Below are 15,548 nucleotides of genomic sequence, written 5' to 3'. Positions count from 1 at the left end.
AGCCCCCGAACGTGGGAAGATCGGAACCATGGCCGACCCGTTCAGCACGGTCACGCCGGAGATGTTGCGCCGGCGGACCAGTGTGAAATGGCGCACATACCCTGAGGACGTGTTGCCGGCGTTCGTGGCCGAGATGGACGTCGACCTCGCCGACCCGGTACGCGAGGCGCTGGAGGAAGCGGTGCGCCTCAGCGACACCGGCTACCCCGCCGGCGACGGGTACGCGGAAGCGCTGAGCGCGTTCGGCGGCCGTCGCTGGGGCTGGAGTTTCGAGACGGCTCAGACGTCGCCGGTGGCCGACGTCATGACCGGGGTCGTCGAGGCACTTCGGCTCGTCACCGGCCGGGGCGATGCCGTCGTGGTCAACCCGCCCGTGTACTTCCCGTTCTTCGGCTTCGTGGAGCATGCGGGCCGCCGGATCGTGGAGGCGCCACTGGGAGCGGACGGCCGGATCGACTTCGCCGTCCTGGAGGCGGCGTTCCGGCACGCCGCGTCGGCGGGTAGTCGGGCTGCGTACCTGTTGTGTAATCCGCACAATCCCACGGGTGCCGTGCACACGCGCGCGGAGCTGGAGCAAGTCGCGCAGCTCGCCCACGGTTATGGGGTGCGGGTGGTGGCCGACGAGATCCACGCGCCGCTGGTTCCGGCGGGCGCGTCGTTCGTGCCGTATCTGAGCGTGGACGATCGCGGGTTCTCGCTGATGTCGGCGTCGAAGGCGTGGAATCTCGCCGGGCTGAAGGCGGCGCTGATGATCGGGGGCGCGCAGGCCGTCGACGACGTCCGGCGGCTGCCCGAGCACGTCGCGCACGGGACGAGCCACTTCGGCACCATCGCGCACACGGCCGCGCTGCGGCACGGCGAGCCGTGGCTGGACGATCTGCTGGCGGCCCTGGACGCCAACCGCCGCCTGCTCGGCGACCTGCTGGCCCAGCAGCTGCCGCAGGTCGGGTACCGCGCGCCGGAAGGCACCTATCTGAGCTGGTTGGACTGTCGCGAGCTGATCATCGAGGGCGAGCCCGCCGACTTCTTCCTGGAACGTGGCCGCGTCGCGTTCGCTCCCGGGCGCAAGTTCGGCACCGGCGGCGTGGGCCACGTCCGCGGCACGATCGCGGCGTCGGCGGAGTCCATTGCGGACGGTGTCGCCCGGATGGTGACCGCGCTCCGCGCCTGAGCGTTACGGAGCGGGCGTCGGCGTCGGCTCGACCGCGGGCTGGGTGGCGGCCGCCGAGTTGGTGGTGTCCTGCGGCGCCGGGGTGTCGGTCGTCTCGGCCGGCGTGGGCGACTGCGTCGTCGGCGTCGGGCTCGGCGAGCTGGTCGTCGGGCTCGGGCTCGGCGATGTCGTCGTCTGCGTCGGCTTCGCCGTCGCCGTGGCCGTGGCCGTGGCGGTCGCGGTGGGCGTCGTCGTCCGCGTCGGCGTCGGCGTCGGGGTGGCGACCTTGATGGCCGAGTAGACCCGGGTCGCGCCGAAGAAGTGCGACCACCAGACGTTCGAGATCTTCACGACGTCGCCGGTGGTCGGCGAGTGGATCATCTTGCCGTTGCCGAGGTACATGCCGACGTGGTGGATCGAGGCCGGGTTGTTCGGGTCTTCGCCGAAGAACAGCAGATCGCCGGGGAGCAAGGCGTATCGGGACACGGAGGTGTCCTTGGTGCCCTGGTACTGGTCCCGCGAGACGCGCGGCAGGGTGTGCCCGGTCGACCGGTACGCCGCCCACATCAGACCTGAGCAGTCGTAGTGGTCGGGGCCCTCGGCGCCCCACACATAGGACTTGCCGAGCTGCTTGAGGGCGAAGTTGACGGCGGCGAGCGCCTTCGGGTTCGCCTTGTAGCCGGACAGGGCGTCGGTGTTGAGGTACTGCTGGCCGAGGGCCTGTTCGGCCGCCTCCTGCTGACGCAGGATCTGCGCGACCTTCGCGGCATTACGGGTCTTCAGCTCCAACATCGCGGTGCTGCGCTGGTTGTAGCTGACCTCCGTGGTGGCGAAGCGCTGCTTCGTCTCCGTCTGGTTCTTCTGCGTCGTCTCGTACGCCGTCTTGGTCCGCTCGTACTCCGCCTTGGCCAGGGCGAGTTCGTGCGCCGCGCCGGAACTGCCGTGCACGGGGTCGTCGGCGCGCGGGGCGAGTCCGCCCAGCCCCAGGTTCGGCAGACCGCCGGACTGCACGTACGCGTCCGACGCGGCCGAGGCGAGGGCCTTCTTCGCCTTCTCCAACCGGTTCTGGGCTTCGGCGTACTCGTATTGGGCGTAGATGAACGCGTTCGTGGTGTCGGTGACCGCCTGCTTCAGTTCGTTGAGCTGCTCGGCGAGGACGGAGACCTCGGTCTGGATCGCGTTCAGCTGCGCGGCGAGCGCGGCCAGGTCGTTGCCGACGGTGCCGCCGCTCGTGGGTACGCCATAGGGCAACTGCAACGGACCATTCGGGACAGGTAGGACGCCGCCATCGGGCACCTTCTGCGCAGTCGCGGTGGTCGTCGACGGCGCCGCAGCGGCCGGAGCCGCCACTCCCGTGACGATCGCTGCCGTGAGCAGCGCAGACAACCGAGCCGCGCCAACGCGTCGTCGCGTCATGTGTCTTCTCCCCGAGGTCCCGCCGGATCCGTCCGGTGTGCCGCCTTCGTTCATAGCGCACCCGGAAGCGAAAGTCGACACCCGCGACCGTAAGGACCGAAGAACCCCCGGGTAATGTGCAGAACGGAGTCGACGGTTGGGAGGCGCAGCGGATGGACGCGGGGCTGAAGCGGGAGCTGGAAGAGAAGGTCTACGCCGGCGAAAGGCTCACCCGGGCCGACGGTGAGGCCCTGTACGCCAGCGACGATCTGGCCTGGCTGGGCCGATTGGCGCACCACCGGCGCACCGAGAAGAACGGCGACCGGGTGATGTTCAACGTCAACCGGCACCTGAACCTCACCAATGTCTGCACCGCCAGTTGTGCGTACTGTTCCTTCCAGCGCAAGCCGGGGGAGAAGGCCGCGTACACCATGCGCGTCGAGCAGGCCGTGGAGAAGGCGCTGGAGATGAAGGACGAGCAGCTCACCGAGCTGCACATCGTCAACGGTCTGCACCCGACACTCCCGTGGAAGTATTACCCCCGCGTGCTGCGCGCACTGAAGGAGGCGCTGCCCGACGTCTCGCTGAAGTGCTTCACCGCGACCGAGGTGCAGTGGTTCGAGAAGATCTCCGGCCTGCCCGCCGACGAGATCCTCGACGAGCTGATCGACGCCGGCCTGGCCTCGCTGACCGGTGGCGGCGCCGAGATCTTCGACTGGGAGATCCGTCAGCAGATCGTCGACCACGAGTGCCACTGGGAGGACTGGTCGCGGATTCACCGGCTGGCCCATGAGAAGGGGCTGCGTACCCCGGCGACCATGCTCTACGGGCACATCGAGGAACCCCGGCACCGGGTCGATCACGTGATGCGGCTGCGGGAGCTGCAAGACGAGACCGGCGGCTTCATGGTCTTCATCCCGCTGCGCTACCAGCACGACTTCCACGACAGCGCCGACGGCATCGTCCGCAACCGCATCCAGGCCAAGACGACGATGGCGTCGCCGGCCGAGTCGCTGAAGACCTTCGCGGTCTCCCGGCTGATGCTCGACAACTTCGATCACGTGAAGTGCTTCTGGGTCATGCACGGCCTCTCGGTCGCCCAGCTCTCGCTCAACTTCGGCGTGGACGACCTGGACGGCTCGGTGGTCGAGTACAAGATCACCCACGACGCCGACTCCTACGGCACGCCGGACACCATGCACCGTGAGGACCTGCTCACCCTGATCCAGGACGCCGGCTTCCGGCCGGTCGAGCGCAACACCCGCTACGAGGTGGTACGCGAGTTCGACGCGCCGGTGTCGCTGGCCGATCGGCGGCGCGAACCCCAGCAGGTCTGGGCATAGGGACTCGGCCCGGCCACTTCGTGGAACCCGCCCAGCAGCGCGTAGGCTGCTGGGCGTGAGTCCTGCTGTCAAGTACACGCTCGGGCGCATCGGCCTGTTCGTCGCCGCGTTCCTCGTGCTGCTGCCGTTCCCGCTGAGCATCTTCCTCAAGCTCGTCCTCGCCATCCTGGTATCGGCGGTGCTGAGCTGGTTCGTCCTGCGTGGCTGGCGTGAGCAGTACTCCCTCCAGCTGCAGAACGCGGTCGAGCGCCGCAAGACGGAGAAGTCGAAGCTCCGATCCGCGCTCGCCGGTGAGGACGAGCCCGCCGGGACGAAGCCGGCCACCCAGGATGAGCCCGATCACCCGACCGACGCCGAGCAGTCGCCCACCAACAGCGAACAGCGCTGAATTTCCGTCCGGGATCGGCCGTGGGTTAGCCTCTGGCTGACCGCGGTCAGCGAAGCCGGTGCGAATCCGGCGCTGTCCCGCAACTGTGATCCCTCCCCGGGCGTGACTCTGGTCGCGTACGGGCTGGTCGAGCCAGGTCGCCTCGCCGCGGTCGCGAAGTAACGCTCTCGAGGAAGGGCGTCTCGCGGGCAGGCACCCTTCACTCCTGTCGGCGGACTAACCCCTCGACCGATAGGAGGAATTCGATGTTGAGAAGACGTGCGCTCGGACTGCTCGCCGGTCTCGCCTTCGGCCTGGCCGCCTGCTCCACCGGCAACGGCGGCACGGCCACCCCCACTGCCACGCCGACCAGTGCGGCGTACCCGGTCACCGTCGGCAGTGTGACGCTCGACAAGCAGCCCGCCAAGATCGTCTCGCTCGGGCCGACGGCCACCGAGATGCTCTACGCCGTCAACGCCGGTACGCAGGTCGTCGCGGTCGACGACCAGTCCAACTACCCGGCCGGCGTACCGAAGTCGGACCTGTCCGCGTACAAGCCGAGCGCTGAGGCGATCGCCGCTAAGAACCCGGACCTGGTGGTCCTCACCAACGACAGCGACAAGATCGTCGACCAGCTCAAGGCGTTGAAGATCCCGACCTTCCTGGTTCCGGCGGCGGCGACCCTCGACGAGGCGTACGCCGAGATCACCGACCTGGGCAAGCTGACCGGCCACGCCGACGATGCCGCCAAGGTCGTGGGCGACATGAAGTCGAAGCTCGACACGATCGTGAAGTCGGTCAAGGCGCGTACCAAGCCGCTGACCTACTTCTACGAGGTCTCGCCCGACCTCTACTCGGCCACCTCGAAGACCTTCATCGGGTCGATCTTCACGCTGCTCGGCCTGCAGAACGTCGCCGACGCCGCGGACGCCGACGGCAAAGCCTTCGGGTACCCGCAGCTGTCCGCCGAGGCCCTGGTCAAGGCGAACCCCGACCTGATCTTCCTGGCCGACGCCAAGTGCTGCCAGCAGACCGCCGACACCGTCAAGGCGCGGGCGGGCTGGTCCGGCATCACCGCCGTCAGCAAGGGCCAGATCGTCGCGCTCGACGACGACATCGCCTCCCGCTGGGGGCCGCGGATCGTCGATCTCGCGCAGACCGTCGCGACCTCGGTGAACCAGATCTCCTGACGCGCTTCGCTTCGTTGATCATGGGGTTGACCGCCTCGACACGCCGTCGAGACCATCGTTAACTCCATGATCAACGCGGCGAGCGGGCGAGCATGCGGTGAGCGAGCGGAAGGGGGTGGTGATGATGGAGGTCAGGCCGGCTGGGTTGCGGCTGTCGTGGCTGCTCGCCGCGGTCGCCGTCCTCGTCGTCGCGGTCCTCGCCGGCATCGCCTTCGGGCCGGTCGGGCTGCCGCCCGGTTCGGTCGCGATCGAGCTGCTGAACCTGATTCCAGGCGTACACCTGAATTCGGGGCTGAACGAGCGCGAGATCGCCATCGTCACCGACCTGCGGCTGCCGCGTGTGGTGCTCGGCATGCTGGTCGGCTCGATGCTCGCCCTCGCCGGGGCGAGCTACCAGGGCGTCTTCCGGAATCCGCTCGCCGACCCCTATCTGCTCGGCGTCGCGGCCGGCGCGGGTCTCGGCGCCACGCTCGCCATCGCGCTGCGCGGCGGCATGTGGACCAGCGTCCCGCTCTTCGCCTTCGCCGGCGCGCTGCTCGCGGTCGGGCTCACCTATCTGCTCGGGATCGCGGGCGGCCGCGATCGCTCCGGCAGCACGCTCATTCTCGCCGGGGTCGCGATCTCGGCCTTCCTCGCCGCCATCCAGACCTACGTGCTCCAGCGCTACGCCGACAGCATCCGCGAGGTCTACTCGTGGTTGCTCGGCCGTCTCGCGACCGGCGGCTGGCACGACGTCCTGGTCATCATTCCGTACGCCGTGGTCAGCGCACTGGTCGTCCTGGCCCTGCGCCGGGAGCTGGACGTGTTGAGCGTGGGCGACGCGGAGGCGGCGAGTCTGGGGCTGCATCCCGCGCGATCCCGGCTGATCCTGGTCGCGGCGGCCAGCCTGGCGACCGCCGCCGCGGTGGCCGTCTCAGGGCTCATCGGTTTCGTCGGCATCGTGGTCCCGCACATCGTGCGGCTGCTCACCGGAGCGTCGTACCGGGCGATTCTGCCGCTGTCGATGATCTACGGCGGAGCCTTCCTGGTGGGAGCCGATCTGATCGCCCGGACCGTGGCGGCCCCGACCGAGCTGCCGATCGGCGTGGTCACCGCCTTCGTGGGGGCGCCCTTCTTCATCCTCGTCCTGCGTACGACGCGGTCGGCGAGGCTGTAGATGCTTCGGCTGCGCGGCTTCGGCGTCGTCCTCGACAAGGCGACCATCGTGGACGATGTGGACCTCGGGGTCGCCGCCGGGGAATGGGTCACGATCATCGGGCCGAACGGCGCCGGGAAGTCCACCCTGCTCCGGGCGGTCCTCGGCGAGTACGCCTACGCGGGCGAAGCGGTCCTCGGCGAGACCCCGCTCACGGAGTTGAACCGGCGGGAACGGGCTCGGCGGATGGCGGCCGTCGCGCAGTACCCCGTCGTCCCCGCCGGGATGACCGTCCTCGACTACGTCCTCCTTGGGCGTACGCCGCATATCCCGACCTTGGGCCGGGAGTCCGGCGCGGACCTGGCCGTGGTGCGGGACGTGCTGACCCGGCTGGACCTGGACCGGTTCGCGGGCCGGGAGTTGCCGACGCTGTCCGGCGGTGAGCGGCAGCGGGTGTTCCTCGCCCGTGCCCTGGCGCAGCAGGCCCCGCTGTTGTTGCTCGACGAGCCGACTAGTGCCCTGGACATCGGGCACCAGCAGGAGGTCCTCGAACTGATCGACGCGCTGCGGCGGGAGGCCGGGCTGACCGTGCTCGCGACGATGCACGACCTGTCCGTCGCCGGGGAGTACGCCGACCGTCTCGTCCTCATGGACGGCGGCCGGATCGTCGCCGACGGCCGGCCGGAGCTGGTGCTGACCGAGGACCTGCTCGCGAAGCACTATCGCGCGCGAGTCCGGATCATCCCCGGCGACCACGGCCCCTTAGTAGTCCCCACCCGCGCCGCTACCCCACCCCCACCCCCACCCCCACCCGCGCGATCATGAACTAACGGTCGTGATCGCGCGGCGTGGCGTGTCCCGGACATCCTGATCAACTCCGCGCGGGCATGATCGACTGGCGAGCCGCGCATGATCAACAGGGGCTGTCAGGCGAGGGGGGTGGGGAGGGGGCGGTCGTGCAGGACGGTCAGCGTCGTGACCGCCCGGGTCAGGACGACGTAGAGCCGGTGCAGCCCACGGGCCTCGGCTTCGACGATGGCGGCCGGTTCCACCACGATGACGTGGTCGTACTCCAGACCCTTGGCCAGCGTGGCTGGGACCACGGTCAGGCGGGAGTCGGGATCGTCGTCGTCCAACGAGGTGGGCGAGTACTTCGCGAGCGAGCGTGCCACGGAGTCGACCGCGTCCTGTGCGCTGATCACGCCGACTGAGCCGGGTTGGGCCAGCGCTGCCTCGACCGCCTCGGCCAGCGCTTCTGGGGCGGCGGTCGGGCGGATGGCGAGCCACCCGTCCGGGCGCAGCGACTGGGCCGGCGGGACGTCCACGCCCAGCGCCGGGAGCAGCCGGTTCGCCAGCTCGACGACCTGCTCCGGTACGCGGAAACCGGTGGTCAGCGGCGTCACCACGGCATCGGGCTTGCCGAGGTGGCCCAGGGTGTCCTGCCACTGCTTCGCCGCCCAGGGCGCGGTGCCCTGCGCGAGGTCCCCGAGCAGCGTCACGGAGCCGTGCGTACTGCGTCGGGCGATGGCGCGGGCCTGCATGGGGGACAGGTCCTGGGCCTCGTCGACGATGATGTGGCCGAAGCCGCCCGGTCGCTCGATCAGCCCGGCCGCCTCGTCGAGGAGGACCAGGTCGGCGGCGGTCCACTTCGCCGACTTCGCGGTCTTCGACGGCTTCGTCCAGCGCAGTTCCTCGGCCTCGGACTCGGTGAGCAGTTCGTGTTCGGGGGCGGTGAGGAACTCGAAGACCAGCTCGGCCGGGGTGACCGCGGGCCACACCTGGTCGAGGAGCGCCACGACGGGTTTCGCCTTGGTCATCCGGCGGCGCCACGCCTCACCGGGCGAGTCGCCCCGCCGAGCCTCCGACTGTCGCAGCAACAGGTCGACGACCCGGGCCCGGACGTGTTCCCGGCCCAGGGCGTACGGGGGTTCGCCGCGGCGTACGTCGTCGACGATCCGGGCCAGTACCCCGGCGTCGACCCGCCAGCGATAGGAATCGTCCGGCACCGTCAACGGCTCCTGCGGCCGGCGTACGCGTCGCCACAGCAGATCGTGGAGCACCTGGGCGAGCCGCGGGTCGTGCTTGAGCGCCTCGGCCTCGGGCGTGTCCGCCGCCCGGACCTCGACGGTCGCGATCAGATCGTCGACCGTGGACTGGCTGACCTCGATCTCGCCGAGCGCCGGGAGGACGGCGGCGATGTAGCGCAGGAAGGCCCGGTTGGGTCCCAGGATCAGTACGCCCGCCCGCCGCAGCCGTTCGCGGTGCAGATAGAGCAGGTACGCCGCGCGGTGCAGGCCGACGGCCGTCTTCCCGGTGCCCGGTGCCCCCTGTACGCAGATCGACTCCTCCAGTGCTGCCCGGACGAGTTCGTCCTGCTCCGGCTGGATGGTGGCGACGATGTCGCGCATCGGGCCGACGCGGGGCCGTTCGATTTCGGCGGTGAGGATCGCGCTCTTCGTGCCGAGTTCCTCGCCGAGGGTCAGGTGCTCGTCTTCGAAGCTGGTCAGCTCGCCGGCGTTGAAGCCGAACCGGCGGCGGACCGCGATGTCCTGCGGGTCGGACGCGCTCGCCCGGTAGAACGAGCGGGAGACGGGTGCGCGCCAGTCCAGGACCATCGGCTCCCCGGCGGCGTCGGTGACGTGCCGGCGGCCGATGTGGAAGGCGTGACCGGCGCTCTCGGCGTCGGCGGCGTCCGCCCCGAAGGTGAGTTTGCCGAAGAACAGGGGCGTGTTCGGGTCGTCGGCCAGCTCCTTGATCCGCTTGGCCAGGGCGCGGCCGAGGGTCTCGGCGGAGAAGGGGTCGCCGGCGACTTTGTCTCCGGTGGCGAACAGGACCTCGACGTGCTCGCGCATCGCCTGCAAGGCGGCTCGGCTGACGGTGAGGTGCGTACGCTCGGCGGCTAGTTCGTGGTCGAGCTCGGGCGTCACTGCTACTCCCTGAAGGCAGTTCGGGCCGCCCGGCGCTCCGCCGCGGGCCGCGTGGGACCCGCCGGGCGGTGTCGGCTGTGCCATTCATCGGGATGAGCCGACCATGCTACTCGCGCATATTCGCCGCTCGGCAACCTATTATTCGAGCGTGCCCGGGGACACCTCTCACAAGATCACCGATCCGTCGGTGATCCGGGCGCTGGCGCATCCGGCCCGGCTGGCGATTCTGGAGTACCTCGGGTCCACGTCGCGAGAGATCACCGCGACCGAGGCGGCCGAGGTCGCCGGGCTCAGTCCGAGCGCCACGAGCTATCACCTGCGCGCCCTGGCGAAGGCCGGGATCATCCACGACGCGCCCAGCCGGGGCGACGGCCGGGAACGGGTCTATCGAGGGCCTGGCGAGACGCACATCGAGGTCGACACCGACGCCGGTGACGACCTGGAGATGAAGGCGCTCAAGGAGCAGCTGCTGGATCTTCTGCTCGCCCGAAGCCAGGAGCGGCTGACCCGGTGGCGGCATCAGTACGAGGCCGAACCGGACAACTGGCGCGAGGCGACCGTGATCAACGAGACCATGATCATGGTCACCGCCGATGAGCTGACCGAGCTGACTGAGCAGATCGCCCAGCTCGTCGGGCGGTACCGCCGCAGTGTGCGGCAGGACGACGCGCCGACGGACGCCCGGATCGTCTCGATGCTCGTCCGCGCGCTCCCCCAGTAAGCCGACACCGTGCTCGTGCCGGGGGACTTGTGCACCCGGATGTGAAAATGTATTTTCGCAATATGTCTTTCACATCAACGCGGTGGCGCGACGTCTGGATCGCGGCGGGCTCCAACGCCGTGACGAACATGGGCTCGTTCCTGGTGCTCACCACGCTGATGCTGACGCTCCAGGAGGAGGGCCAGGGCGGACCCGCCGTCGCGGCCGTGATCATCGCCGAGGCGCTGCCGATCGTGCTGCTGGCGGCGATCACGGGCCGGCTCGCCGACCGGGTCGACTCACGGCTGCTGCTGCTCGTGGCCGGTGGCGTACAGGTCGGGGCGTGTCTCGCCCTGTCGGCTGTGGACGGCATGGCGCCCCGGGTCGCGCTGCTCACCCTGATCTTCGTCGGCACGGCGATCGCGCAGCCGGTGCGGCAGGCGCTGATGATGACCATGGCGAGCCGGGAGGACCTGCCCAAGGTGAGCGGCATCGCCCAGACCGCCGGCTCGATCGGCGCGATCGCCGGGCCCGCCGTCGCCGGGTTCGCCCAGGACGGCCTGGGTACGTCGGCCACGCTGCGAGTGGCGGCACTCGCCTTCTCCGCGACGATCATCGCGGGGCTGTCGCTCCAGACGCGACGGGGGGGCGATCAGCGCCCAGCCGACGCACGCGCGGAGACCGCCCCAGTACGCATGGACGGCCTGCTGCGGGTGGTCACCATCGGGTTCGCCGTGGTGGTCGGCTGCATCGCGGCCGCGAACGTCGTCGAGGTCTTCTACGTCAAGGAGACGCTGGGCGCTTCGAGCAGCGCGTACGGGGTGATCAATAGCATGTGGACGGTCGGGATGATCGCCGGGACGTGGATCACCGCCCGGCTGATCCGGCGAGCGGGCGACACCTCGGTCGTCGCCGGAGCATTCGCCGCCCTCGCGTTGACCTGCGCGGTCCTGGCGGTGTCGTCGCTGGCCCCGGCGGTCGCCTGGATCGTGCCGCTGTGGCTGCTCGGCGGCGGCCTCAACGGAGCGGAGAACGTACAGGTGTTCACCGTCTTCGGTCGCCGCGCCCCGGACCACGCCCGCGGCCGGTTGTCCGCCCGGCTCAACGCCGCCGTCCAAGGCGCCGCCCTGTTCGGGTACGCGATGGGCGGGCTCGTCCTCGAATGGTGGCAGCCCCGGACCGTGCTGGCCGTCGGCGGCGTACTCGGGGTGCTGGCCGTGCTGGCGGTCGCGCCCTGGATCCGTACCGCCGTCCGCCGGGAACGCCAGGAGACGCACCGGATCACGGATCCGAGTGGGATCTCGGCCCAAGATTCGACGGAGGACCCTGAACCAGCGCTTGACGGAGCGACCGCCGTTGCCAGGGCGCGGGGGGCCTCAGCCAAATAGCGGACAGCGGGCGTGCGGCCAGGAAAGTTAGGGTCACCGGATGCGAAAGTCCGCCTGGCTCGACGTCTGGATCATCGCCGTTTCGCAGATCATCTCGGGTTCGGGAGCGTACCTCGCGCTCACCACGCTCATCCTGACCTTGCAGGACACGGGCGCGACCGGACTCGCGGTGGCCGGCGTCACGGTGGCGGCGTCGCTGCCGGTCGTGGCGCTCGCGCCGGTCACGGGACGGCTCGCCGACCGGTTCGACTCGCGGCTGCTGATGGTGGTCGCCGGTGTCGTGCAGATCGCCGGCTGTCTGCTGCTGTCGTTCGCCGGGTCCACCGTGCTGCGGATCGCCTGCGTCCTGCTGATCTACTCAGGAACCGCGCTCGGCCTGCCCGTGCGCGCGGCGCTCCTCCCGGTCATGGTGACCGAAGAGGACCTGCCCCGGGCGGGCGCGATCAACCAGTCCGCCACCGTCATCGGCTCGATGTTCGGCCCGCCGATCGCCGGCTTCGCGTACCACGCGGTCGGGTCGGCCCCGGGCACGCTGCGCTGGGCGGCGGTGGGATTCCTCGCGACCGTCGTCGGCGGGCTCCTTGTGCGTACCCGTCGGGGCACGAGAATGGGCGAGGAGCATCCGGCGGCGGCCGGCGCGGCGCGACCGCCCATGGACCGGCTGCTCAAGGTGGTCTTCATCGGACTCGCGGCGGTTGTCGGCGCGATCAGCGCGGTCGACGTCGTGGCCGTGTTCTTCGTGCGCGAGACGCTGGAGTCGTCGGCCCAGACCTACGGTCTGATCATGGCGACCTGGCCGATCGGCATGGTCGCAGGGGCGTGGGGCCAGGCGAAACTCGCGGAGAAGGCACCCGACGCGCGGCTCAGCGGCTGGCTGTTCGGCTCGCTCGCGATCACCGCGACCGGCGTGGTGCTGCTCGCGGCGGTCGGCTCCGCGCCGTGGATGGTGCCGATCTGGCTCGCCGGCGGCCTGCTCAACGGTGCGGCCAATGTGCTCGTCACGACCCTGGTCGCACGCCGGTCGCCGGTCGCGAACCGCGGCCACGTCGCCGCGATCATGCAGGCCGCGGTCCAGGCCTCGCTGCTGGCCGGCTACCTCTTCGCGGGTCTGGCGCTCACCGCGAACCTCACGCCGCGCATGATCATCCTGGGCTGCGGAGTCATCGCCGTGGTCACCGTCGCGTTCATTTCTCCTTGGGTACGCGCGGCGGCGCGGTCGTCGGAACTGGTCACCTCGCCCGTCCTCGGCGATCGGGTGCCCCAGCCGCAGGAGTAGCCTTCGGTTCCGTGAGCTCAGCAGCGGTACGCCGGCCCCGGGTGGGGCACATCCAGTTCCTGAACTGCCTGCCCCTGTACTGGGGCTTGATGCGTACCGGCTCGCTGATCGATGTCGACCTCGTCAAGGACTCCCCCGATCGGCTGAACTCCGCCCTGGTCGCCGGTGATCTGGACATCGGCCCGATCTCGCTGGTCGAGTACCTGCGGCACGCCGACGAGCTGCTCGTCCTGCCGGACATCGCGGTCGGCTCGGACGGGCCGGTGCTCAGCGTCAATCTCGTCTCGACCCTGCCGCTCGATCAGCTGGACGGCGCCCGGGTCGCGCTCGGGTCGACGTCGCGTACCGGGGTGCTGCTGGCCCAGCTGCTGCTGGAGCAGCGGCACGAGGTCAAGCCGACCTACTTCCGCTGCCCGCCCGACCTCACCGAGATGATGCTGGAGGCCCCGGCCGGGGTGCTGATCGGCGATGTGGCCCTGCGCGCGCTCTACGAAGCGCCCCAGCGCGGGCTGACCGTCACCGACCTCGGCGCGGCCTGGCGAGAGTGGACCGGGCTGCCGATGGTCTTCGCCGTCTGGGCGGTCCGCCGGGAGTTCGCCGTCGCCCATCCGGGCCTGGTCAAGGACGTCCACGAGGCGTTCCTGCGCTCGCGGGACCTGTCGCTGGCCGAGATCGACGAGGTCGCCGAGGCGGCGGCGCGGTGGGAGCCGTTCGACGCGGCCACCCTCGCCGGCTACTTCCGTACGCTCGACTTCTCCCTCGGGGAGCGCCAGGTCGCCGGGGCACGCGAGTTCGCCCGCCGGGCCGCCGAGGTCGGGGCGGCGCCCGCGTTGGGGCCGGACGGGCCCGCCTTCTTCGCGGCCTGACCCCCGCAGACCGGGTGCGCCGATCCACAGGGGCCAGGAGGCGAGCTGACGATCAGTCGATCGTGGCCCAGTCGAACTGCCAGGGGGACTCCATCCCGTAGATCTCTCCGGTGACGTTGCCCAGGAGAGTGGGCGATGTTCCGCTCTTGAGGACGGCGATGGAGCCGTGCCGGTCGTTGTAGAAGTCCGAGCACACGAGGATCGCTTCCAACGGACCGGTGCCGTCCAGATTGAGCATCGCGGGTTCATCCCCGACGTTGCCGGTCACATTGAGCGACTCCCGGGTGAACTGCTTCACCCCGGTCAAGGTGAAGAAACCGGACGCCGTGCCGGGAAGGTAGACCGCTGCCCCCGGGATCCGGACCCACTCCGTGCCGTTCCACTCCGAACCCGACGGGCAGGTCCACAGCAGATCTGGATGCCCATCGCCGCTCATGTCCCCGACGGAGATCCGGGTGCAGTCGACCTTCTGGACGTACGCCGGCATCCCGGCGGTGTGCTGAAGCAGGTTCTTGCGGCCGGTCGGGGTCAGCCCGGACGCCGAACCGGCGACGATCACGACGCCGCCGATCCACAGGATGAAGACCTCGGCCCGGCCGTCGTTGTTGAGATCGGCCACCTTGACGTCGAAGCCGAAGGCGTTGACCCCGCCGACGTCGGCCCAGTCGATGTACCGGGTGTCCCAGCCCAACGCCTCGGTGACCCCGCTCAGCGCGACGCCGTTCGCCGAACCGCGGAACAGCGTCACGCTTCCGTTGGCAGCCGGCCACCCCGGCGAATAGCCGCCGGGCCACCAGTCGCCGGGTACGCCCACCACGAGGTCGGCGTACTGGTCGCCGGTGATCTTGCCGATCGCCAGCGAGTAGCCGAACTCGTCCCCAGCGGCCACCGCCTCGGGAACGCCGGGCATCCCCCGGCGCACCGTCTTGGCCCCTGCGGTCGTGAGGCCGGTGGGGCCGCCGAGCAGGGTGATCACCTCGCCGGCGTTCTCGGCCGTGCCCACGGTCTTCAGCGGCGCGCCGACGGCCAGGTCGTCGCGGCCGTCGCCGTTGAGGTCCCCGGTCGCCAGGGCGGTGCCGAACCATGCGTCGTAGTCGCGGGGCGACAGGCCGAGATCGGTGGCGCGGATTCGGGTGACGGTGTCGGTTCGCAGCCCGTCCGGGCCGCCGCGGAAGATCCGCAACTGTCCGGGCAGGACGGCCCCGCTTCGGTTCGTCCGACCGGTCTTCCGGTGCAACACCGGCAGGGTGACGTAGTCGTAGGCGTTGGCGACGACGAGATCGTCGTAACCGTCGCCGTCGAAGTCCCCGGCGGCGACGTTCGCCTGGAAGGTCGCTTTAGGCGGTGCCAGCAGCACGTCGGCGGTGTGCGACTTCGAGTAGTCCACGACGACGCCCCGGACGAGCATCGTCACGACCAGGTCGTCGAGGCCGTCCCCGTCGAAATCGGCCTTCGTCGGGCCGGTCGGATCGGTTGCCGGCGCCGGGCGTACCAGGCCGGACGGCGTCCGCCGCGCGGTGAGGTCGTAGTCGTTGAGCTTGTAGATCTCGTCGAGCCGCGAATAGTCGCGCCGTGGCAGCGCGGTCGCCGACGCCAGCTTCGGGTCCGGCGTACGCGCGCCGGGAAGGATCGGCCGTGGCTTGGTGGGGGTGGTGGTGACCTTCGTCGGCACCCGTACTGGCGTCTGCGCCGGGGTGGTGGACCCCGTGACGAGCAGGGTTACGGCCAGTACGCCGGCCGCTGCCTCACGTGCGTACATCTAAACCTCCCCGTTGGTCGAGGAGATCCTGACGATTCACTGGGAGCTGTGC

13 protein-coding genes and 1 riboswitch are annotated in these 15,548 nt (G+C 70.1%); of the genes, 10 read left to right on the top strand and 3 right to left on the bottom strand.

The genetic code is table 11. The features are described 5' to 3' along the window. Positions 1-28: 28 nt before the first annotated feature. A complete protein-coding gene (locus HDA40_RS21780; RefSeq protein ID WP_253758805.1) occupies positions 29-1,171 on the top strand; it encodes a MalY/PatB family protein in 1,143 nt (380 codons plus the stop codon). Between the two features lie 3 nt (positions 1,172-1,174). On the opposite strand, the gene HDA40_RS21775 is transcribed toward HDA40_RS21780, so the two are convergent. Next, on the bottom strand, positions 1,175-2,566 hold the full coding sequence (locus HDA40_RS21775; protein ID WP_253758795.1) for a C40 family peptidase: 1,392 nt from the start codon (positions 2,564-2,566) through the stop codon (positions 1,175-1,177). Positions 2,567-2,718: 152 nt separating this feature from the next. Here HDA40_RS21775 and mqnE point away from each other — a divergent pair, with 152 nt between their 5' ends. From mqnE to HDA40_RS21750, 5 genes are all read left to right on the top strand, one after another. Next, positions 2,719-3,888, top strand: a complete 1,170-nt coding sequence (mqnE, locus tag HDA40_RS21770; RefSeq protein WP_253758793.1) for an aminofutalosine synthase MqnE — start codon at positions 2,719-2,721, stop codon at positions 3,886-3,888. 55 nt (positions 3,889-3,943) lie between these two features. Then, positions 3,944-4,276, top strand: coding sequence for a DUF4229 domain-containing protein (locus tag HDA40_RS21765; RefSeq protein ID WP_253758791.1), 333 nt, complete (start codon positions 3,944-3,946; stop codon positions 4,274-4,276). Positions 4,277-4,330: 54 nt separating this feature from the next. Further along, positions 4,331-4,413, top strand: a riboswitch (cobalamin riboswitch). 111 nt (positions 4,414-4,524) lie between these two features. Further along, positions 4,525-5,445: an ABC transporter substrate-binding protein gene (locus HDA40_RS21760; protein WP_372503173.1), complete on the top strand. Its 921-nt coding sequence runs from the start codon at positions 4,525-4,527 to the stop codon at positions 5,443-5,445. Between the two features lie 121 nt (positions 5,446-5,566). After that, on the top strand, positions 5,567-6,601 hold the full coding sequence (locus HDA40_RS21755; protein ID WP_253758787.1) for a FecCD family ABC transporter permease: 1,035 nt from the start codon (positions 5,567-5,569) through the stop codon (positions 6,599-6,601). Further along, the gene (locus tag HDA40_RS21750) at positions 6,602-7,405 is read left to right on the top strand and encodes an ABC transporter ATP-binding protein (RefSeq protein ID WP_253758785.1); all 804 of its coding nucleotides are present in this window, start codon (positions 6,602-6,604) and stop codon (positions 7,403-7,405) included. A gap of 101 nt (positions 7,406-7,506) precedes the next feature. Here the strand turns inward: HDA40_RS21750 and HDA40_RS21745 are convergent, their stop codons facing one another. Then, positions 7,507-9,507 carry a HelD family protein gene (locus tag HDA40_RS21745; RefSeq protein ID WP_253758783.1) on the bottom strand — a complete coding sequence of 667 codons (2,001 nt, stop codon included), beginning with the start codon at positions 9,505-9,507 and terminating at the stop codon, positions 7,507-7,509. A gap of 148 nt (positions 9,508-9,655) precedes the next feature. On the opposite strand from HDA40_RS21745, the gene HDA40_RS21740 reads away from it, so the two are divergent. From HDA40_RS21740 to HDA40_RS21725, 4 genes are all read left to right on the top strand, one after another. Beyond that, the gene (locus tag HDA40_RS21740; RefSeq protein ID WP_253758781.1) at positions 9,656-10,228 is read left to right on the top strand and encodes an ArsR/SmtB family transcription factor; all 573 of its coding nucleotides are present in this window, start codon (positions 9,656-9,658) and stop codon (positions 10,226-10,228) included. Positions 10,229-10,290: 62 nt separating this feature from the next. Then, positions 10,291-11,595 (top strand): MFS transporter, encoded by a 1,305-nt coding sequence (locus tag HDA40_RS21735; RefSeq protein WP_253758779.1) that lies wholly within the window; start codon positions 10,291-10,293, stop codon positions 11,593-11,595. Between the two features lie 40 nt (positions 11,596-11,635). After that, positions 11,636-12,871 carry an MFS transporter gene (locus tag HDA40_RS21730; RefSeq protein ID WP_253758777.1) on the top strand — a complete coding sequence of 412 codons (1,236 nt, stop codon included), beginning with the start codon at positions 11,636-11,638 and terminating at the stop codon, positions 12,869-12,871. Positions 12,872-12,882: 11 nt separating this feature from the next. Beyond that, on the top strand, positions 12,883-13,737 hold the full coding sequence (locus HDA40_RS21725) for a menaquinone biosynthetic enzyme MqnA/MqnD family protein (protein ID WP_253758775.1): 855 nt from the start codon (positions 12,883-12,885) through the stop codon (positions 13,735-13,737). Positions 13,738-13,789: 52 nt separating this feature from the next. Here the strand turns inward: HDA40_RS21725 and HDA40_RS21720 are convergent, their stop codons facing one another. Next, on the bottom strand, positions 13,790-15,496 hold the full coding sequence (locus HDA40_RS21720) for an FG-GAP-like repeat-containing protein (RefSeq protein WP_253758773.1): 1,707 nt from the start codon (positions 15,494-15,496) through the stop codon (positions 13,790-13,792). Positions 15,497-15,548: the final 52 nt, after the last annotated feature.

It is taken from the genome of Hamadaea flava, assembly GCF_024172085.1.
Taxonomy (GTDB): Bacteria; Actinomycetota; Actinomycetes; order Mycobacteriales; family Micromonosporaceae; genus Hamadaea; species Hamadaea flava.
Note: the sequence above shows the minus strand (reverse complement) of the source record. Positions and strands in the feature narration are given on the sequence as shown.